Annotated in this window: 18 protein-coding genes; 12 read left to right on the top strand and 6 right to left on the bottom strand. The window is 71.1% G+C overall.

Annotated features, from left to right (window positions below; translation table 11 throughout):
* The first annotated feature begins 166 nt into the window (after positions 1-166).
* The 3 genes from NMN56_RS26090 to NMN56_RS26080 all read left to right on the top strand — a co-directional run bounded on the left by NMN56_RS26090 (position 167) and on the right by NMN56_RS26080 (position 2,776).
* Positions 167-850 carry a DUF5304 domain-containing protein gene (locus NMN56_RS26090; protein WP_274041821.1) on the top strand — a complete coding sequence of 228 codons (684 nt, stop codon included), beginning with the start codon at positions 167-169 and terminating at the stop codon, positions 848-850.
* Between the two features lie 140 nt (positions 851-990).
* Complete coding sequence (locus NMN56_RS26085) at positions 991-1,932, top strand: ROK family glucokinase (RefSeq protein ID WP_274041958.1); 942 nt, start codon at positions 991-993, stop codon at positions 1,930-1,932.
* Between the two features lie 19 nt (positions 1,933-1,951).
* Complete coding sequence (locus tag NMN56_RS26080; RefSeq protein ID WP_274041820.1) at positions 1,952-2,776, top strand: endonuclease/exonuclease/phosphatase family protein; 825 nt, start codon at positions 1,952-1,954, stop codon at positions 2,774-2,776.
* Between the two features lie 110 nt (positions 2,777-2,886).
* Here NMN56_RS26080 and NMN56_RS26075 read toward each other — a convergent pair whose 3' ends face one another.
* Positions 2,887-3,474, bottom strand: coding sequence for a hypothetical protein (locus NMN56_RS26075; RefSeq protein WP_430542712.1), 588 nt, complete (start codon positions 3,472-3,474; stop codon positions 2,887-2,889).
* A gap of 176 nt (positions 3,475-3,650) precedes the next feature.
* Positions 3,651-4,433 carry an alpha/beta hydrolase gene (locus NMN56_RS26070; protein WP_274041819.1) on the bottom strand — a complete coding sequence of 261 codons (783 nt, stop codon included), beginning with the start codon at positions 4,431-4,433 and terminating at the stop codon, positions 3,651-3,653.
* Positions 4,434-4,677: 244 nt separating this feature from the next.
* Here NMN56_RS26070 and NMN56_RS26065 point away from each other — a divergent pair, with 244 nt between their 5' ends.
* From NMN56_RS26065 to NMN56_RS26040, 6 genes are all read left to right on the top strand, one after another.
* The gene (locus NMN56_RS26065; protein ID WP_274041818.1) at positions 4,678-5,529 is read left to right on the top strand and encodes a lysophospholipid acyltransferase family protein; all 852 of its coding nucleotides are present in this window, start codon (positions 4,678-4,680) and stop codon (positions 5,527-5,529) included.
* A gap of 65 nt (positions 5,530-5,594) precedes the next feature.
* On the top strand, positions 5,595-6,890 hold the full coding sequence (gene macS, locus NMN56_RS26060; RefSeq protein ID WP_274041956.1) for a MacS family sensor histidine kinase: 1,296 nt from the start codon (positions 5,595-5,597) through the stop codon (positions 6,888-6,890).
* On the top strand, positions 6,887-7,597 hold the full coding sequence (locus tag NMN56_RS26055; protein WP_274041817.1) for a response regulator: 711 nt from the start codon (positions 6,887-6,889) through the stop codon (positions 7,595-7,597). Before macS ends, NMN56_RS26055 begins: the two co-directional genes overlap by 4 nt.
* Positions 7,598-7,778: 181 nt before the next feature.
* A complete protein-coding gene (locus NMN56_RS26050; protein ID WP_274041816.1) occupies positions 7,779-8,807 on the top strand; it encodes a 6-phosphofructokinase in 1,029 nt (342 codons plus the stop codon).
* 188 nt (positions 8,808-8,995) lie between these two features.
* Complete coding sequence (locus NMN56_RS26045; RefSeq protein WP_274041815.1) at positions 8,996-10,378, top strand: SLC13 family permease; 1,383 nt, start codon at positions 8,996-8,998, stop codon at positions 10,376-10,378.
* A gap of 72 nt (positions 10,379-10,450) precedes the next feature.
* A complete protein-coding gene (locus tag NMN56_RS26040) occupies positions 10,451-11,455 on the top strand; it encodes a 2-hydroxyacid dehydrogenase (protein WP_274041814.1) in 1,005 nt (334 codons plus the stop codon).
* Here the strand turns inward: NMN56_RS26040 and NMN56_RS26035 are convergent.
* On the bottom strand, positions 11,436-13,490 hold the full coding sequence (locus NMN56_RS26035; protein ID WP_274041813.1) for an anthranilate synthase family protein: 2,055 nt from the start codon (positions 13,488-13,490) through the stop codon (positions 11,436-11,438). The two genes, NMN56_RS26040 and NMN56_RS26035, sit on opposite strands and share 20 nt — an antisense overlap.
* Before the next feature lie 332 nt (positions 13,491-13,822).
* Between NMN56_RS26035 and NMN56_RS26030 the strand changes: the two genes are divergently transcribed.
* Together NMN56_RS26030 and NMN56_RS26025 are read left to right on the top strand one after the other, a co-directional pair.
* Positions 13,823-15,166, top strand: coding sequence for a class II 3-deoxy-7-phosphoheptulonate synthase (locus NMN56_RS26030; protein WP_430542711.1), 1,344 nt, complete (start codon positions 13,823-13,825; stop codon positions 15,164-15,166).
* 141 nt (positions 15,167-15,307) lie between these two features.
* Entirely contained in the window at positions 15,308-15,631 is a 324-nt protein-coding gene (locus tag NMN56_RS26025) for a (2Fe-2S)-binding protein (protein ID WP_274041811.1), read from the top strand.
* Between the two features lie 169 nt (positions 15,632-15,800).
* Here the strand turns inward: NMN56_RS26025 and bfr are convergent, their stop codons facing one another.
* Positions 15,801-16,280, bottom strand: coding sequence for a bacterioferritin (bfr, locus tag NMN56_RS26020; RefSeq protein ID WP_274041810.1), 480 nt, complete (start codon positions 16,278-16,280; stop codon positions 15,801-15,803).
* A gap of 234 nt (positions 16,281-16,514) precedes the next feature.
* Here bfr and NMN56_RS26015 point away from each other — a divergent pair, with 234 nt between their 5' ends.
* Positions 16,515-17,138: a sulfite oxidase-like oxidoreductase gene (locus NMN56_RS26015; RefSeq protein WP_274041809.1), complete on the top strand. Its 624-nt coding sequence runs from the start codon at positions 16,515-16,517 to the stop codon at positions 17,136-17,138.
* A 43-nt stretch (positions 17,139-17,181) separates the two neighbouring features.
* Here NMN56_RS26015 and NMN56_RS26010 read toward each other — a convergent pair whose 3' ends face one another.
* Both NMN56_RS26010 and NMN56_RS26005 read right to left on the bottom strand, forming a co-directional pair.
* Positions 17,182-18,060, bottom strand: a complete 879-nt coding sequence (locus NMN56_RS26010) for a deoxyribonuclease IV (protein ID WP_274041808.1) — start codon at positions 18,058-18,060, stop codon at positions 17,182-17,184.
* 5 nt (positions 18,061-18,065) lie between these two features.
* Entirely contained in the window at positions 18,066-18,806 is a 741-nt protein-coding gene (locus NMN56_RS26005) for a transglycosylase SLT domain-containing protein (RefSeq protein ID WP_274041807.1), read from the bottom strand.
* Positions 18,807-18,811 lie beyond the last annotated feature (5 nt).

Below are 18,811 nucleotides of genomic sequence, written 5' to 3'. Positions count from 1 at the left end.
ACAGCTGGGCGGAGCGGTAGGGCGGCTGGGCGGGAAATCCGCCGGCACTCAACGACGTGCCGCCGTTCGGGTAACGTCGGAAGGTACACCGGTCCCACCACACCTGGCAGGACCGGCCCGCCATCTCCGGCAAGCAACCGCACTCCGTCGCCCGTAGGAGCCCGCCATGAGCGATGACGCCGAGCGTCCCGACCCCGAGCGCGCCGACGCAGGCGCCCCGTCAGGTTCGCCCGCACCGTCCCCGGCGGATGTGCCGGACGAGCCGGACGAGAAGGACGCGAGGGAACCGGTGGACGCGAAGAACGAGACGGACGCGCAGAAGAACGGCACCGGAGCGGGCACGCCTCCGGACGCCGATGCCTGGGCCACCGCCTGCGAGGAGGACCTCGCGGCGGAGAAGGCCCGCCGCCGCGCACAGTACGGAGCGCCGCCCACCAGCGCCGCCGAGGAGCTGCGCCGCCTGGCCGAGGCCGTGACCGAGAAGGTCGCCGAGTTCGGCAAGCCGTTCGCGGGAGCCGCGGCTTCGGGTGCGGCGCAGGGCGTGGCCCAGCAGCTGATCGCGCAGGCCAAGGCGTCCATCGAGCCCGTGGTCCAGCGCAATCCCCAGCTCTTCGACCATCTCGCAGCAGCGGGCAACGAACTGCTCGCCGCCTACCGCGCCGCCGTGCACGAGTCCGAGCGCCGCTGGACGGAGCCCACGGACGCCAACGGCGACGACGTGACGTCCTCGGGCACCGAGCGCATCGACCTCGACAGGCTCGACGGACCGGACGACCCCCGGCGCGACGGCGGGGACGGTGACAGCGGCAAGGGCGACAGCGGCGGCAAGGGTGAACACGGCGACGGCTGACGGGTGATGGGGCCGGCACCCGTGGAACGCGGTGCCCGGCGGCAGGGCGATACCGCCACAAGCCGGACGGTGCCCAGCGCACGAGGCCCCTCCGGTACGGTGGGCGACGGCGGGGTTCACACCGGATGACCGAGGGACACATGGGACTCACTATTGGGGTCGACATCGGCGGCACCAAGATCGCGGCCGGCGTTGTCGACGAAGAAGGCACCATCCTCGAAACCAGCAAGGTGCCGACACCCTCCACCCCGGAAGCCGTCATCGACGCCATCGCCGAGGCCGTGCGCCGGGCCAGCGCCGCACATGAGGTGGACGCCGTCGGGATCGGAGCACCGGGTTACGTCGACGACAAGCGCGCCACCGTCCTGTTCACGCCCAACCTGAGCTGGCGCCACGAACCCCTCAAGGACAAGGTCGAGCAGCGCATCGACCTCCCCGTCGTGATCGAGAACGATGCCAACGCCGCCGCGTGGGGCGAGTACAAGTTCGGCGTCGGCACGGGGCACGAGGACGTCGTCTGCATCACCATCGGCACGGGCCTGGGCGGCGGCTCCATCATCGGCGGCAAGCTGCACCGCGGACGCTTCGGCGTGGCAGCGGAGTTCGGGCACATCCGGATGGTGCCCGACGGCCTGCTGTGCGGCTGCGGCAACCAGGGCTGCTGGGAGCAGTACGCCTCGGGACGCGCTCTTCTCCGCTACGCCCAGCAGCGCGCCACCGCCACCCCCGAGAGCGCGAGCATCCTGCTCGGCCTCGGCGACGGCACGGCCGAGGGCATCGACGGCAAACACGTCAGCCAGGCCGCACGCCAGGGCGACCCCGTGGCCATCGACTCCTTCCGCGAGCTGGCCCGTTGGGCCGGAGCCGGGCTCGCCGACCTGGCCTCGCTCTTCGACCCGGGGGCCTTCATCGTCGGCGGCGGTGTCTCCGACGAGGGTGAGCTGGTGCTCGACCCCATTCGCAAGTCGTACAAGCGCTGGCTGGTCGGCAGCCGTTGGCGCCCGCACGCCGAGGTGCTGGCCGCGCAACTCGGCGGCAAGGCGGGCCTCGTGGGCGTCGCCGACCTGGCCCGCCAGGGCTGACCGAGGGGAGCGGGCGCTGATGGCAGCAGAGCCGGCGGTCCCCGCCGCACTGTCCGACCTGCCTCCCTCACGGACCGGGCCCGACGGCTCGGCCGTGGTCAGGCTTCTCAGCTACAACGTCCGCTCCCTGCGCGACGACAAGGAAGCGCTCGTCCGGGTCATCAGGGCGTGCGCCCCCGACGTCGTCTGCGTCCAGGAGGCGCCCCGCTTCTTCCGCTGGCGCAAGTACGCCTCGTGGCTGGCCCGCAGGACGGAGCTGACCTACGTCACCGGGGGAGCGACGGCCTCGGGCCCGATGATCCTCGCCTCGCTGCGGCCGTACGTCGAACGTACGGAAGACGTGCTGCTGCCGCGCACCCCCGGGCTGCACCAGCGCGGATTCGCCTCCGCCGTCCTGCGGTTCGGGCCTGCTGCCCGGCTGGGCGTCGTCAGCTTCCACCTGAGCCTCCAGACGCGCGAACGGCAGGAGCAGGGACGGGCGCTGCTCGAACGGGTGCGGGGACTGGGGGAGTTCGCCGTCGCGGCGGGTGATCTGAACGACCGTCCCGGCGGGCGGACGTTCGGCCTCCTCGGGCACGGTCTGCGTGACGCGTGGACGGTGGCGCCGTGGGGCGCCGAGTACACCTCGACGCCGGCCCGTCCCCACCAGCGCATCGACGCCGTCTTCACCACCCCCGGCGTCGAGGTCCTCGGCGCCGGGGTCCCTCGCGGGCTGCCGGGCGTCACCCCCGCCGACCTCAGCGCCGCCACCGACCACCTGCCGGTGCTGGCAGCGCTACGGGTGCCTGGCGTTGGCGCTGCCGCCTCCGCCGGAGAATCGCGCCGGCGCGACGCTTTGACGTGAGGCCGGAGGCTTTGTCGTGAGGCCGGACGCTTTGACGTGAGGCCGGGAGAGCGGCGCGTGCCCCGTCCGCTTCTGCTTCGTACAGCGCCGGGACTCCCGGGGGGCGCGGCTCAGACGACGGCGCCGCGTCCCGGATCGTCCCAGTCGTCCTCGTCGCGGCCGTCGCGCATCCGCGCGACCAGCGTGCCGAAGCCACCGAGGAAACCCCCCACGCCCAGGGTGACGATCCACCAGGTCAGGTCGATCTGGAAGAGGATCGCACCGATGAGCAGGAGCGGCCCGCCCAGTACGGCGAGCCAGGCGAACTTGGTCGTCGTGTCGGTCTCCGGCAGCGGCGGCGGTTCAGGCGGCTCGAAGTGACCGTCGTCGTCCTCGGGGGCGTCCCAGTCACGGGGCCCGGTACCGGCGGCGTAGACGGTGAAGCTGCGTACGGACGGCTCGCCGCCGGCGTCGGCGCCCCCTTCGTCGGGCGCCTGGCGCGGCTTGGTGAGGGTGTCACCGTCAGGTTCGGCGCCGTCGGTCTTCTCCCGCGCTTCGGCGGGCTCTTCGGCCGTCGGCTCGTCGCCGTAAGCGGCCACGATCGCCGCCCACGCCGCTTCCTCGTCGGGAGGCAACGACGGCTCACGCCGCCGCTCGCGCGGGTCTTCGCCCGCACGCGCCTCGTCGCTCTCACGGGGAGCGTCGCTCTCGTGAGGGATGCCGCTCTCGCGCGGCACCTCGCTCTCCTGGGGCAGACCGCCCTCCTGGGGCACACCGCTCTCGCGCGGCACCTCGCCCTCGTGGGGAGTGCCGCCCTCGCCCTCGCGGGGGGTGTCGCCCCCGCGTGGGATGCCGGCCTCGTCGGGGTCGCGCTCGGCGCCCGGGTCACGCTCCGTCACTGGAGGCCCTTTTCGTGAACCGCCGGCCGCGGTGCCGCGAGCCGGGTGATGAATCCGTACGAGTCCGCGAAGATCCGCTCCGCGTCGTGGTCGAGCGTGGCGACGTGGAAGCTGCGTTCCAGAACGGTCTCCGTCACATCGGTCGAGGAGACGCGGCCGAGGACGAGGGCCGAGTCGGAGGGCGGCACCACGTGGTCCGTCCTGCTGCGCAGGAGCAGCAGCGGCTGGGTCACCTGGGGCAGGTCGGAGCGGACGACGCGGCAGAAGTTGCGCATCGCGTACGCCGCCCGGGTCGGCACCCTGGCGTACCCCAGCTCGTGCCTGCCCTCCTTGGCGATGTCGTCGGTGATGCCCTTGACCGACCTGAGCAGGAAGCGGCCGAGCGGCAGCGCATATCCCTCGGCGCGGGGGAACGTCGCCGCCGGGTTCACCACGACGACCCCGCTGACCACGTCGCCGTGCCGCGCGGCGAGCCGCAGCGCGAGGGCGCCGCCCATGGACAGGCCGCAGACGAAGACGCGCTCGCAGCGTTCGCTCAGCACCCGCAGTTCGCGGTCGACGGTCGCGTACCAGTCCTCCCAGCTCGTCTGCTCCAGGTCCTCCCAGCGGGTGCCGTGCCCGGGCAGCAGCGGCAGCGAGACGGTCAGTCCCCGCCCGGCCAGGTACTCGGCCCAGGGGCGCAGGGACTGCGGTGATCCCGTGAAGCCGTGGCAGAGCAGGACGCCGGTCGTTGATCCGTCGCGGTGGAAGGGCTCGGCTCCGGGGAGGATGGGCGGCACGGTGGGCCTCCAGGGGGCTCGGCTGCGGTTCGGGCGCCGTCGGCGGGCGGCTGCCGGCGTTCAGCGGTCGGTCGGCGAGGAGTGCTGCCACCCTACGCGCGCGTGACGACACCGGGTAGCGCCGTCGCGACCGTGAGAGCGCCCCGGGACCTCTCCGTATTCCCCCGGGGACCGTCCGCCTCCTCCGGGGAGTGTGCCGCGGCGCGGCGAGATAAGGTCTGGGCGTCAGACGGAGGAGGTCCAGGTGTTCTACGGCGCGATGAAGCTGTCGGTGGGCAGTACGTTGAAGCTCGCGTTCCGGCCCTGGGTCGAGGGGCTGGAGAACGTCCCTGAGGACGGCCCGGCCATTCTCGCGAGCAACCATTTGTCCTTCTCGGACTCCTTCTTCCTGCCCGCCGTGCTCAACCGCAAGGTCACCTTCATCGCGAAGGCGGAGTACTTCACCTCGCCCGGTGTGAAGGGCAAGCTGACCGCCGCGTTCTTCAAGGGCGTGGGCCAGCTTCCCGTGGACCGTTCGGGCGTGCGCGGTGCGGGTGAGGCGGCGATCAGGAGCGGGCTCGAAGTGCTGGAGCGCGGTGAGCTGTTCGGGATCTATCCCGAGGGGACGCGCTCGCCCGACGGCCGTCTCTACCGGGGCAAGCCGGGCGGCCTGGCCCGCCTCGCGCTGCGCTCGGGAGCCCCGGTCATCCCGGTGGCGATGATCGACACGGAGAAGATCCAGCCGCCCGGCAAGGTGATGCCCAAGCTGATGCGCCCGGGCATCCGCATCGGCACTCCGCTGGACTTCAGCCGCTATCAGGGCATGGACAACGACAGGTTCATCCAGCGTGCCGTCACCGACGAGGTCATGTACGCGATCCTGAAGCTGTCGGGCCAGGAGTACGTGGACATCTACGCGACGGCGGCCAAGCGGCAGATCGCGGAGGCGGCCAAGGCCGAGAAGGCGGAGGAGAAGGCCGCCAGAGAGGCCAAGGAGGCTGAGGTCGCCAAGGCCGCCGGCGCGGAGCAGGCCGAGGACGCCGGGCAGGCCGGGCACGCCGGGAAGCCAGGGCGGTCCGAGGGCGAGACCGGCGCCGGGGGCAACAGGGCGGCGTAGTCCCGCACTTGGTCCGAGGGCGGGAGCCGAAGCAGAACAGGGGGGCCGTCGTGGCCGCGAAGAAGATGTCCGTCGAGCAGCCGCTGTGGCACGCGCTGACCGGATACCGCGTACTGACGGTCCTGTACGCGCTCGTCGTCTTCGGCTGGGCCTACGACGAGTACAGCGCGCCCGTCCCCGGCGGGATCTTCCTCGGGGCGCTCACCGTGTGGACGTTCACCACGCTCCGCAACGTCCAGTCGGCGGCGCGCTGCACGCCCCCGTTCCTCGTCGCCGACATGGGCTTCGCCGTCGTCGGCATCCTGATCTCGCCGCTGATCGACGCCCACGACAAGGTCGGCCCCACGCTGCCGTCCATATGGGTCGCGGGCCCCGTACTGGCCTTCGCGCTCAAGGGAGGCTGGCGCTGGGCAGCGGGTGCCTCCCTCCTGGTGGGCATCGCCAACGTCATCGAACGCGGCATGGTCACCCGGCCCACGCTCCACAACGTGCTGCTCGTCTGCGTGGCGAGCGTGGCCATCGGCTACGTCGTCGAGGTGGCACGCGCCAGTGAACGGACCCTCGCGCGCGCCCTCCAGATCGAGGCGGCCACCCGCGAGCGTGAGCGGCTGGCGCGGGACATCCACGACAGCGTGCTCCAGGTCCTGGCCATGGTGCAGCGCCGCGGCACCGCCATCGGAGGCGAGGCCGCCGAGCTGGGCAGGATGGCGGGCGAACAGGAAGTCGCCCTGCGCACCCTGGTGTCCAGCGGCATCGTGCCCCACCAGTCACGGGCGGCGGACGGGGCGCCCGACGGACTTCCGGCCGGCGACGCGGCGCCGAACGGGTCGGCGCCCGGAGCACGCGGCTCCGAAGCGGCGTACGGCAGCGCGCAGGGGCACACCATCAGCGCCGCCACCAGAGCCGGTACCTACGCCGATGCCGACTCCGACTCCGACAGCGCCCTCTGCGACATCCGTGCCCTGCTCTCCTCGCACTCCGCCGCCCGCGTCTCCTTCGCCGAACCCGGCGCCCCCGTCCTGCTCCCCGCACGTGTCGCCACGGAGCTGACCGGCGCCGTCAGCGCGGCACTGGACAACGTGCGCAGGCATGCCAGGGGCGAGTCCGGGGAGGAGGCACACGCGTGGATCCTGCTGGAGGACGAGCCGGGCGCCGTGATCGTGACCGTACGGGACGACGGCCCCGGCATCCCCGCCGGGCGGCTCGCGGACGCCGAGGCCGAGGGGCGGATGGGAGTGGCCCTGTCCATCAGGGGGCGGCTGCGCGACCTGGGCGGCACGGCGGATCTGGTGTCCGTGCCCGGCCAGGGAACAGAAGTGGAACTGAGGGTGCCGAAGAGAACCGGGGGTGCGGAAGCATGACGAGTGAACGGGGCGGCACGGGATCGCCGCAGGAGGACGGAGCGGGGCAGCCCGTGCGCGTGATGGTCGTCGACGACCACCCCATGTGGCGGGACGCCGTGGCCAGGGACCTGGGCGCGGCCGGATTCGAGGTCGTCGCGACGGCGGGCGACGGCCACCAGGCCGTGCGCAGGGCGCGCGCGACCTCGCCCGACGTCCTCGTACTGGACCTGAACCTGCCCGGGATGCCCGGCGTCGAGGTCTGCCGCGAGCTGGTCGGCCCGGGCTCCTCGCTCCGCGTCCTGGTGCTCTCGGCGAGCGGCGAGCACGCCGATGTGCTGGAGGCCGTGAAATCGGGTGCCACCGGCTATCTGGTGAAGTCGGCGGGCCCCGAGGAGCTGATGGACGCCGTACGGCGCACCGCGCTCGGCGACGCCGTGTTCACGCCGGGCCTCGCGGGGCTCGTGCTCGGCGAGTACCGCAGGCTGGCCTCCGACCCCGCGCCGCCGGCCCAGGACCGCTCGGGGGTCCCGCAGCTGACGGAGCGTGAGACCGAGGTGCTGCGGCTCGTCGCCAAGGGCCTCAGCTACAAGCAGATCGCCGAACGCCTGGTCATCTCGCACCGCACCGTGCAGAACCACGTCCAGAACACCCTGGGCAAGCTCCAGTTGCACAACCGCGTCGAGCTGGTCAGGTACGCGATCGAGAGCGGCCTCGACGGAGAGTGACCGACGAGGGGCACGTCTGTCCTTCGTACGGGTGACTGCCCGGAGCCCAAGTCCCCGATCTCCCAACGGAATCCGCCGCTGACCTCATCCCCTGTGACGTGGATCACCGTTAGCGTGGCGACAGTTGCGCCGTGTTCACGGCGTCTCGTCCATGCGCGTCCACGCGGAGAAGGGAGATCCCATGCGGGTCGGAGTGCTGACCGGCGGGGGCGACTGCCCCGGTCTCAATGCGGTCATGCGGGCCGTGGTCCGTAAGGGAGTCCAGCGTTACGGCTATGACTTCGTCGGGTTCCGCGACGGCTGGCGGGGTCCGTTGGAGGGGGACACCGCACAGCTCGACATCAGCGCCGTACGCGGCATGCTGCCGCGCGGTGGCACGATCCTCGGCTCCTCCCGCACCAATCCACTCAAGGAAGAGAACGGCGTACGCCGTATCAAGGAGAACCTGGCGAAGCACGAGGTCGACGGGCTGATCGTCATCGGCGGCGAGGACACACTCGGCGTCGCGGCCCGGCTCACCGACGAGTACGGCATCAAGTGCGTCGGCGTTCCCAAGACCATTGACAACGACTTGTCGGCGACGGACTACACATTCGGGTTCAACACCGCGGTCACCGTCGCCACCGAGGCGATCGACCGCCTGCACACCACCGCCGAATCCCATATGCGCGTCCTCGTCGTGGAGGTGATGGGCCGCCACGCTGGCTGGATCGCCCTTCACTCCGGCCTCGCGGGCGGCGCCAACTGCATCCTCATCCCGGAACAGCGCTTCGACATCGAGCAGGTCTGCGCCTGGATCACCTCCCGTTTCCAGGCCAGTTACGCCCCGATCGTCGTCGTCGCCGAGGGCGCCATGCCCAAGGGCGGCGAGATGGTACTCAAGGACGGCAGCACGGACTCCTTCGGCCACGTCCGGCTCTCGGGGGTCGGCGAATGGCTCTCCAAGGAGATCGAGTCCCGCACCGGCAAGGAGGCCCGTACGACGGTGCTCGGTCACGTCCAGCGCGGCGGCACCCCCACGGCCTTCGACCGCTGGCTCGCCACGCGGTTCGGGCTGCACGCGATCGACGCCGTACGGGACGGGGAGTGGGGCTCCATGGTCGCGCTGCGCGGCACGGACATCGTGCGCGTTCCGCTCGCCGAGGCGACGGAGAAGCTGAAGACCGTCGACCCCGCGCTGTACGAAGAGGCAGACGTTTTCTTCGGCTGAGCCGTTCCTCCGTTCGTCCCCCGTCCGCGTCCGCGCCGTCCCGTCTGCTCCGGCCTGTCCCCGTCCCTCGTTTCCCGTCCCCCGAAGAACCGCGCCGCATGCTCGTCCTCAAGCTCCCGGAGGTCTGACACCGGGCCTCCGGGGGCACCTCCCGGCAGGAGGCCGGGGGAGTAGGGGAGGGTTTCTCCGTGAGCGCACCACAAGCGGAAGCCCTCTCCGCCACTCTCCTGGCCGCCGTACTCATCTGGGCGGTGGCCCGTCCGCAACGCTGGTCCGAGGCGGTGGTGGCCGTCCCCGCCGCCGCACTCGTCATCGCGACGGGCGCGATCAGCCTGGCCCACGCCAGGGACGAGGCGGCCAGGCTGGCCCCCGTCATCGGCTTCCTGGCCGCGGTACTCGTACTGGCCAGACTCTGCGCCGACGAGGGCCTCTTCCACGCGTGCGGCGCGTGGATGGCGAAGGCGGCGGCCGGCGGCGGAGGACCCCGCCGCCTCCTGGCAGCGGTCTTCGTACTGGCATCGCTCACGACGGCCGTGCTCAGCCTCGACACGACGGTCGTCCTGCTCACTCCCGTGGTGTTCGCGACGGCGGCACGTCTCGGAATCCCCGCACGCCCGCATGTGTACGCGTGCGCGCACCTGTCGAACAGCGCTTCGCTGCTCCTCCCGGTCTCCAACCTCACCAACCTCCTCGCCTTCGCCGCCAGCGGCCTGAGCTTCGCCCGCTTCGCCGGGCTGATGGCGCTGCCGTGGGCGGTGGCGATCGCGGTGGAGTACGTGGTCTTCCGCCGCTTCTTCGCAGCCGACCTGACGGCTGCCCCGATCCCCGACCGGGCCGACGGCCGCACGGGCGGGCTCACCGGCGGCCTTGCCGGTGGACTCCCGCACGGTTCCGCCGACGGCTCTGCCGGCGACCCCGCCGACGGCCCCGGCGCCCCGGATCTGCGCAAGGCCGGGAGCGAGGGTGAGCGCTTCCCCCTCTTTCCGCTGTTCACCGTGGCAGGCACCCTCGCCGGTTTCCTGGTGACCTCGGCGTTCGGGCTCGATCCCGTATGGGCGGCAGCGGCGGGCGCGCTCGCGCTGGGCGTGCGGGCGATGGCACGGGGGCATGCGACGCCGCGCGGCGTCGTGCGGGCCGCCGGGCTGCCGTTCCTGGCGTTCGTGCTCTCGCTGGGGGTGGTGGTGCGGGCCGTGGTGGATCACGGGCTCGCCGACTGGCTGGGCAGGGCGCTGCCGGACGGTACGGGGCTGTGGGCGCTGCTCGGTGTCGCGGCGCTGGCGGCCGTGCTCGCGAACGTGATCAACAACCTGCCCGCCGTGCTGGTGCTGCTGCCGCTGACGGCGCACTCGGGCCCCGGCGCCGTGCTCGCCGTGCTGCTCGGGGTGAACATCGGCCCGAACCTCACGTACGCGGGCTCCCTGGCGACGCTCCTGTGGCGGCAGGCGCTGCACCAGCACGCGCACTCCGTACGGCTGCGCGAGTTCACGCGCCTGGGGATGCTCACCGTGCCGCCCGCGCTGGCTCTGGCGGTGGTGGCGCTGTGGGGCTCCCTGCGCGTGCTCGGGGGCTGACCCGTATATTCGGCGGCATGAAGCGGTCATACGCCGCAGATGCTCAGATGTCGCGCACATCGGGAGAAGCCCGTGGAGATCCTTGCCTTCGGTGTCGTGCCGGACGAGAGGCCGCTGCTGGAGCAGGCGTTCCGGCAGCGGCAGTTCGCTGTCCGCTGCCTCGATGTGTTCCTGCACAGGGACACGGCCCCGCTCGCGGCCGGGTACGAGGTGATCTCCGTCAGCGTCAACGCGCGCCTCGACGCCGAGGTGCTGCGGATCCTCGCCGACGGCGGCACGCGGATGATCGCCCAGCGCGCCACCGGCTTCAACAACATCGCGCTGGACACGGCAGCGGAGCTGGGCATGACCGTCGCTCGGGTGTCGTACTACTCGCCGTACGCGGTGGCCGAGTTCGCCTGGACGCTCGCTCTGGCCGTCAACCGGCGCGTGGCCCACGCCGCACGCCGTACCCGCGACTTCGACTTCCGGCTCGACGGGATGATGGGCCGCGACATGCACGGCCGCACCGCGGGGGTCATCGGTACGGGGAAGATCGGTGAGGCGTTCACCCGTATCGCGCACGGCTTCGGCATGCGGCTGCTCGGCTGGGACGTGGCGCGGAACCCGGCGTGCGAGGAACTGGGCATGGAGTACGCCGAACTGCCGCGGCTGCTCCAGGACGCCGACCTCGTCAGCCTGCACGTACCGCTGGTGCCGGAAACGCACCACCTCATCGACCGCGAGGCGCTGCGCACGATGAAGGACGACGCGCTGCTGATCAACTCCAGCAGGGGCGGGCTGATCGACTCCGAGGCGCTGGTCGAGGAGTTGCGCGGGGGCCGCTTCGCGGGAGTCGGCCTCGATGTGTACGAGGCGGAGGAAGGGCTGTTCTTCCTGGACAGGTCGCTGGAGGTCATGCGGGACGACGTGCTGGCGCGGCTGATGACGTTCACCAATGTGCTGGTCACCTCGCATCAGGCGTACTACACACGCGATGCGGTCACCCAGATCGTCGACACCACCGTCAGCAACATCGAGGACTACGTGGCCGGCCGCACCAGCGCGAACGTCCTGGTCAGCCCCGGGGTGCCCTGACCGGTTCCGGCAGGCCGCCGCCTGAGCCCCCGGGCAGCCGCCAGGTACGTACGTCCGCCAGGAGACCGGCCGTGGCCTTCACGCCGTCGAGCGTCAGCACCGACTCCGGGTGGAACTGCACGCCGGCGAAGCCGGGCCCGCGCAGCGCGTGGATGTCACCGCTGACCGTGTCCCGGCTCAACTCCACGCCGTGCAGGGCCAGTTCCGCTGCCGTCTCCGCATCGCAGCGCGCGGTGTAGGAGTTGTAGAACCCCACGGTCGCCGGCTGTCCGAACAGGTCGATCCGCTCCTGCGCCCCCTGGTACGGCAGGTCCTTGCGTACGAGGTCCAGGCCCAGCTCGGCGGCGAGCAGCTCGTGCCCGAGGCAGACGCCGAGGAGCGGGTGGCGCCGCTCGCGTACGAGGTCGGCCGCCAGGGCGCGCAGGAACCGCATCTTCGGCTCTGCCTCGTCGCGCGGGTCCCCAGGCCCTGGGCCGAGCACCACGGGTCCCTCGTGCGCCGCCACGTCGGCGCGCAGCCCGGCCTCGTCGAAGCGGCGCACGGTGACGCCGTATCCGGTGGAGCGCAGCAGGTGCGCGAGCATCGAGGTGAAGGTGTCCTCACCGTCCACGACCAGGACCTCGCCCCCGGCGGACTCTCCCGCGAACTCCCCGGCGTCCGGATGCGGCCCAGGCTCCGTACGCATCCGCAGCCAGAACGGCGCCAGCCCCGCGCGCCGCCCCTCCAGCGCGGCCTGCACCCGCGGATCGTCGGCGAGCCGGGGCCGCGGCTCGCCGCCCGCTTCCGTTTCCCGGCGTACGGGCGCCTCCCGTACGCCCAGCGCGGTCAGTACACCCGCCGCCTTCGCGTGGGTCTCGGCGACCTCGCTCGCCGGGTCCGAGGCCCGTACGAGCGTCGCGCCGACGGGGACGCGCAGGCTGCCGTCGGCCGGGTCGATGTCGGCGGTGCGGATGAGGATGGGGGAGTCGAGGGTCTGTGCTCCCCCGGCGTCGTGCCCGATCAGCGCGAGCGCGCCCGCGTAGTAGCCCCGGCCGCCGTGCTCGTGCCGCTCGATGACGCGGCAGGCGTTCTGCACGGGCGAGCCCGTCACGGTCGCGGCGAACATCGTCTCGCGCAGCACCTCGCGCACGTCCAGCGTGCTGCGTCCGCGCAGTTCGTACTCGGTGTGTGCCAGATGCGCCATCTCCTTCAGGCGCGGGCCTACGACGACGCCTCCCTCGTCGCCGACGGTGCACATCATCTTCAGTTCCTCGTCGACGACCATGGACAGCTCCTCGCTCTCCTTGCGGTCGGCCAGGAACCCCAACAGCCCTTCCACGTCGGGGCCCTGGGCGGGGTAGCGGTAGGTGCCGCTGATGGGGTTCATGACGACGGTGCCCCCCGCACGCGGCCCGTCACCCGCTTCGCGCCCGCCGATCCCGCCGGTCATCCGCACGTGCACCTCCGGGCTGGCGCCGACCAGCACGCGGTCTCCCGTGTGGACGACGAACGTCCAGTAGGCGCCCTGTTCACCGCGCAGCAGCCGCGCGAAGAGGGCGAGCGCGTCGGCGCGCGAGAAGCCGGGGATCTCGCCCTGGAAGGTGCGCCGGATCACGAAGTTGGCGCCCTCGCCCGTGCCGATCTCGTCCTCCACCACGCGGCGGACGATCTCCTCGTACGCGTCGTCGTCCACGTCGAAGGCGCCCCGCTCCACGCGCACCCGGTGTGCGGGCAGCGCCTCCAGCGCGGCGGCGAGCGGCAGCTCGTGGCGCTCGTCGGGCAGCAGTACGGACAGCGGCGTCCCGTCGTCCCGTACGCCGAAGCCGCGCTCCCTGATCTGCCGGAACGGCACCAGCGCGAGCGCACCGGCCTCACCGCCGTGCACGGTGGGGATGTCGGCCAGCCGCTCGACGGTGCGCACGCTCCCGCTCAGCAGCTCGACCGTATCGGCGTCCCGCCCCGGCGTGCGCCTGCGCAGCAGCGCGAAGGGTGGAGCGTCCTCCCTGGTCAGCCGCTCGATGAGGGCGAGGGGCGAGGGCTTTGGGGTGAGGTCCATGTGCGGGTTCCTTCCGGGTTCGCTACGGGGATTCCGTACGGGGAGGAACGGCCGCTGACATGCGAAAGGCCGCCCTCCGGGCGGCCTGTTTCGCGGCGGATCTGAGAGTTCTCAGTGCGTACGCGCGTCGAGGTGGGCCGCCTGCCAGGCGGGCCACCACCAGTTCATGGTCGACAGCGTCGTGTGCATGCGGGCCACCCTAACCGATCCCCTCCACCCGCCGAGGTCCCCGGATCCGGCGTCCGTCTGCCCTGATGCTGGTCATCCCGGTCTCGCATAGCGGGCAGGGGAACGGTCACCGGGCAGAACACCGTAATCTTGGGATCGTGACTGTGAACGCCAACACCGACGCCAGCGAACAGACCTGGCGAGATCTGCCCGCGGCACAGCAGCCCGACTGGCCGGACCACGAGGCTCTGCGCGATGTTCTCGCGGAGCTGGAGTCCTATCCGCCGCTCGTCTTCGCGGGCGAGTGCGACCAGTTGCGGGCCCGACTGGGCTCGGTCGCGCGCGGCGAGGCGTTCCTGCTCCAGGGCGGCGACTGCGCCGAGGCATTCGACCAGGTCAGCGCCGAGCACATCCGGAACAAGCTGAAGACGCTGCTGCAGATGGGCGCCGTGCTGACGTACGCGGGCTCCGTGCCCGTCGTCAAGGTCGGCAGGATCGCGGGCCAGTACAGCAAGCCCCGCTCCAAGCCGACCGAGACCCGCGACGGCGTGACGCTGCCCACCTACCGGGGCGACTCGGTCAACGGTTTCGAGTTCACCGAGGAGGCCCGCAGGCCCGATCCGGAGCGGCTCAAGCGGATGTACCACGCGTCGTCCTCGACGCTGAACCTCGTCCGTGCCTTCACCACCGGCGGCTACGCCGACCTGCGCCAGGTGCACGCCTGGAACCAGGACTTCGTGAAGAACAGCCCCTCGGGCCAGCGGTACGAGGCGCTGGCGCGCGAGATCGACCAGGCCATGAAGTTCATGCGGGCCTGCGGCACGGACCCGGAGGAGCTGCGCACCGTCGAGTTCTACAGCTCGCACGAGGCGCTGCTGCTCGACTACGAGTCGGCGCTCACCCGCACCGATTCCCGCAGCGGGAACCTGTACGACGTCTCGGGCCACATGATCTGGATCGGTGAGCGCACCCGCCAACTCGACGGCGCGCACATCGAGTTCGCCGCACGCGTGCGCAACCCCGTCGGCGTCAAGCTGGGCCCGACGACCACCTCGGAGGAGGCGCTCGCACTCATCGAGCGGCTCGACCCCGACCGCGAGCCCGGGCGGCTCACGTTCATCACGCGCATGGGCGCCGACAAGATCCGCGACCACCTTCCCGAACTGGTGGAGAAGGTCACGGCCTCCGGCGCGCAGGTGGCCTGGGTCTGCGACCCGATGCACGGCAATACGTTCGAGGCGGCCAGCGGGCACAAGACCCGGCGCTTCGACGACGTGCTGGACGAGGTCAAGGGCTTCTTCGAGGTCCACAAGGGCCTGGGCACCCACCCCGGCGGCATCCACATGGAGCTGACGGGCGACGACGTCACCGAGTGCGTGGGCGGCGGTGACGAGATCTTCGTCGACGATCTGCACCAGCGCTACGAGACGGCCTGCGACCCCCGCCTCAACCGCAGCCAGTCCCTGGATCTGGCCTTCCTGGTCGCGGAGATGTACCGCGACCAGTGATCTCCCGTACGCCGCGTGGGGCCCGCATCCCTTGTGATGCGGGCCCCACGGGCATGTGTGGACACTCCCGGATGGGTAAGGTTAGGTTAACCTCAGCAAGTTTTTGAGCCTGCCCTCACGCCCCGGCCGGAGGTGAACCGCGTGTACGTCTGCTCATGCTTCGGCATCACCGAGGAGCAGGTCCGCGAACACGCGGCGGCGGGGGCCTGCACCCCGCGCCAGATAGCGTCGGAGAGCAAGGCGGGAACCGACTGCGGCTCCTGCGTACGCCGTATCCAGGGCATCCTCGGCCGCGGCACATGCCCGCGCCGCGAGGCCCTGGACCGAGGCGAGCGCACCCTCATCTCGCTCCCCGAAACCCCCGCCGAACCGGCGACAGCGGCCACGACGGCGACCGACCCCAACGCCCCGAACTCCGCCCCCGCCCCACAGGCCCCCGCATACCCGACCCCGGCCGCCGCCTGACCCCCCGGGCCGGGCGGGACGGACGGACGGGACAGTGCTGGTCGGGACGGCGAACGTCGGGCGGTACGGGTCCGGAATCTCCTCCGCCCGTGACGGCGGGAACCCCGGCACACAGGGTCCGGCCGCACGCAGGGGCGCGGCACCGCGACGTACGACGCAGGGCCTCGCCCTAAGCGTCCGGCTGCTTGATCTGCTGTGAGATGTACAGCGCTTCGCCCAGCTTCTCGATCAGATCGAGCTGGGTCTCCAGGTAGTCGATGTGGTGCTCCTCGTCCTTGAGGATGCTCTCGAAGAGCTTGGCCGAGGTGATGTCCCCCTTGGAGCGCATCAGCTCGATACCGCGACGCAGCCGGTCGATGGCCTCGACCTCGATCTGCCGGTCAGCCTGGAACATCTCGGTGACCGTCTGGCCGACCCGGACATGGAAGAGCCGCTGGTAGTTCGGCAGCCCCTCCAGGAAGAGGATCCGGTCGGTCAGCTTCTCCGCGTGCCGCATCTCGTCGAAGGACTCGGCGCGGGTGTACTCCGCGAGCTTCGGCCATCCGAAGTTCTCCTGCATCTTCGCGTGCAGGAAGTACTGGTTGATCGCGGTGAGCTCGGCGGTGAGCTGCTCGTTGAGGAACTCGATGACCTCGGGGTCGCCCTGCATCGTGGCGGCTCCTTCCAGGGGGGCGTGAACGCGGGGAACGGGCAGTGCTGCGTGCGCATCGCGCATCCTCGCACCGCGCCGCAACGCGGTCCAGTAAGTGCAGGCTTACCGAATTTGCCCCTGTTTACGGGTGCGGAAGGCCGCGCCGAATCCGCGTACCGGCCCCTCAAGAGCGTGCCTCAGGCCATCAGGGGGCGGTCAAGAGCATGGCGTGGGGTCTGTCACCATGGAGCCATGGGTCAACCGCAAAGCCGCGAAGGGGAGCAAGCAGAGCTTCCGCCCGGGCAGCGGCTCCAGCGCGGCTGGCCGGTCACGCACTACGGCCCGGTGCCGAAATTCAAGCCCGAGCGGTGGGACTTCCGGGTCTTCGGCGCCACGGCCGACGGCGACAAGCACGGCTGGAGCCACGAGGAGTTCACGGCGCTGCCGTACGAAACCGTCGTGGCCGATCTCCACTGCGTCGCGAAGTTCAGCATGCTGGATGCCGAGTGGGGCGGCGTACGCGCCCGTACGGTTCTCGAACTCGCGCCGCCCGCGCCGGACGTCACCCATGTGATGGTCTGGGCGGAGTACGGCTTCAGCTCGAATCTGCGGCTCGCCGACTTCACCGCGGACGACACCGTCTTCGCCACCCACCGCGGAGGCGAACTGCTCACGGCGGAACACGGCTTTCCGGTCCGCCTGATCGTTCCCCACCTGTACGCCTGGAAGGGCCCTAAGTGGGTCAGGGGCGTGGAGTACATGACCGCCGACAGGCGGGGCTTCTGGGAGGAGCGGGGTTACCACAACATCGGCGACCCCTGGCAGGAGCAGCGTTACTCCTACCAGGAGGAACCGGGCGAGGGCCCCGAGCTGTAGGGCTCCAGGGCTCCCCGGGGCCGGACGCGCCTGAACCCCGGCGCTACGCGTCCCTGAGCTTCTTCAGCAGGTCGACGTCCGCCGCGTGCCCCTCTTTGCCGCCCGGTGTCTCGATCACCAACGGCACGCCGGCCGTCAGGGGATGCGTGAACAGCTCACCGAAGGGCTCGATACCGATGTGCCCGGAGCCGATGTTCTCGTGGCGGTCCTTGTGCGCGCCGGCGACGTCCTTCGAGTCGTTGGCGTGGATGAGCCGCAGCCGTCCTGGGCCCGTGGCCGACTCCAGTTCGTCGAGTGTGCGCCGTACCCCGCCGGGTGCCGCGAGGTCGTGTCCGGCCGCGTAGACATGGCAGGTGTCGAGGCAGACGCCGAGCCGGGGGTGTGCGTCCAGAGCGGCGAAGTACGGGATCAGGTCCTCGACTTGGGCGCAGAGGGAGGCACCCTGGCCCGCCGTCGGCTCCAGCAGCAGCCAGGGGTCGTCGTCGTGCGTCAGCTCGTCCAGCAGCGGCAGCATCAGCTCGCGGGCCTGGACGAGTGCGGTCTCCCGCGCCCGGCCGCCGGTCGCCGAGCCCGTGTGGACGACGACGCCGAGTGCGCCGATCTCGCGGCCTCTGCGCAGTGAATGCCTGAGCGAGGAGACGGACTTGGTCGCGGTTTCCTCGTTGTGGGATCCGAAATTGATGAGATAGGGCGCGTGAATATAGGCGGGCAGGTTGTGTTCGGCGCATGCGGCCCGGAATTCTTCGTCCTGGGCAGGATTTCCTGGGCCTGTGGCCCAGCCGCGCGGATTCGCCACGAAGACCTGAAGTGCCTCGGCGCCGATATCCGCTGCGTAGGAAATGCCAGTGGCGGCCAGGCCCCCGGCTACGGGGACATGGCCGCCAATGGGATTGCGGGCGCGCTGAGTCTGGTTCGTAGTCACACCACTCAGTATGCCGAGTTCACGTTGTCCATCGAACCGTACCTGTCGGCCGCGTAGTTGCAGGCGGCGGCGATGTTGGCGACGGGGTCGGTGAGCTTGTCCGGGGTGCCCTCGACGTGGTACGTGTCGAACGTGGGCTGGATCACCTGGAGCAGGCCCTTGGAGGGCGTGCCCTTCTGGGCATTGACGTCCCAGCCGTTCATCGCGTTCGGGTCACCGGCGGACTCGCGGATGATGTTGCGCTTGATGCCCTCGTACGAGCCGGGGATGCCCTTGGACTTCATGATGTCCCGGGCCTCGCGGATCCAGCCGTCGAGGTTGTCGGGGTAGCTCGGCTTGGCCGGCGCCGCGCGCTTCTCGGAGCGGTTCGCCGCTTCCTTGGAGGCACGCTCGTTCTTCGCCTCGGCCTCGGCCTTGGTGGTCTTCGACGCCTTGGCGGCCTGCGCCGTGGTGGTGGCGTTCCCGGCGCTGTCGGCCTGCTTGCCGTTCGCCTGGACCTGGACCGCGGAGGAGTGGATGCCCTCGCTGGTGATGCTCCTGCCCTGCTTGGGCAGGACGGAGGAGTCGGTGGTGAACGCGACGTTCTCTGCCGAGATCTTCTTCGCCGGAGCCTGGCTGGAGTCACCGTGCGCCGCGGTCCCGGGGACGATCGTCAGGGCGAGTGCAGCCGCGCCCGCTGTGCTGAGACCGATGGTCGAAATCTTCTTGGCCTTGGGACTGAGGGTGAAGCCGGAGATGCTGGGCATAAGGT

Source organism: Streptomyces iconiensis (genome assembly GCF_028657195.3).
Taxonomy (GTDB): domain Bacteria; phylum Actinomycetota; class Actinomycetes; order Streptomycetales; family Streptomycetaceae; genus Streptomyces; species Streptomyces iconiensis.
The sequence above is the reverse complement of the archived record's forward strand: the minus strand, read 5'-3'. Positions and strand labels throughout refer to the sequence as shown.

Excerpts from the sequence above, each read along its gene's own strand:
- NMN56_RS26090 (WP_274041821.1), top strand. The coding sequence starts at position 167 with ATGAGCGATGACGCCGAGCGTCCCGACCCCGAGCGCGCCGACGCAGGC.
- NMN56_RS26085 (WP_274041958.1), top strand. The coding sequence starts at position 991 with ATGGGACTCACTATTGGGGTCGACATCGGCGGCACCAAGATCGCGGCC.
- NMN56_RS26080 (WP_274041820.1), top strand. The coding sequence starts at position 1,952 with ATGGCAGCAGAGCCGGCGGTCCCCGCCGCACTGTCCGACCTGCCTCCC.
- macS (WP_274041956.1), top strand. The coding sequence starts at position 5,595 with ATGTCCGTCGAGCAGCCGCTGTGGCACGCGCTGACCGGATACCGCGTA.
- NMN56_RS26055 (WP_274041817.1), top strand. The coding sequence starts at position 6,887 with ATGACGAGTGAACGGGGCGGCACGGGATCGCCGCAGGAGGACGGAGCG.
- NMN56_RS26050 (WP_274041816.1), top strand. The coding sequence starts at position 7,779 with ATGCGGGTCGGAGTGCTGACCGGCGGGGGCGACTGCCCCGGTCTCAAT.
- NMN56_RS26035 (WP_274041813.1), bottom strand. The coding sequence starts at position 13,490 with ATGGACCTCACCCCAAAGCCCTCGCCCCTCGCCCTCATCGAGCGGCTG.
- bfr (WP_274041810.1), bottom strand. The coding sequence starts at position 16,280 with ATGCAGGGCGACCCCGAGGTCATCGAGTTCCTCAACGAGCAGCTCACC.
- NMN56_RS26015 (WP_274041809.1), top strand. The coding sequence starts at position 16,515 with ATGGGTCAACCGCAAAGCCGCGAAGGGGAGCAAGCAGAGCTTCCGCCC.
- NMN56_RS26005 (WP_274041807.1), bottom strand. The coding sequence starts at position 18,806 with ATGCCCAGCATCTCCGGCTTCACCCTCAGTCCCAAGGCCAAGAAGATT.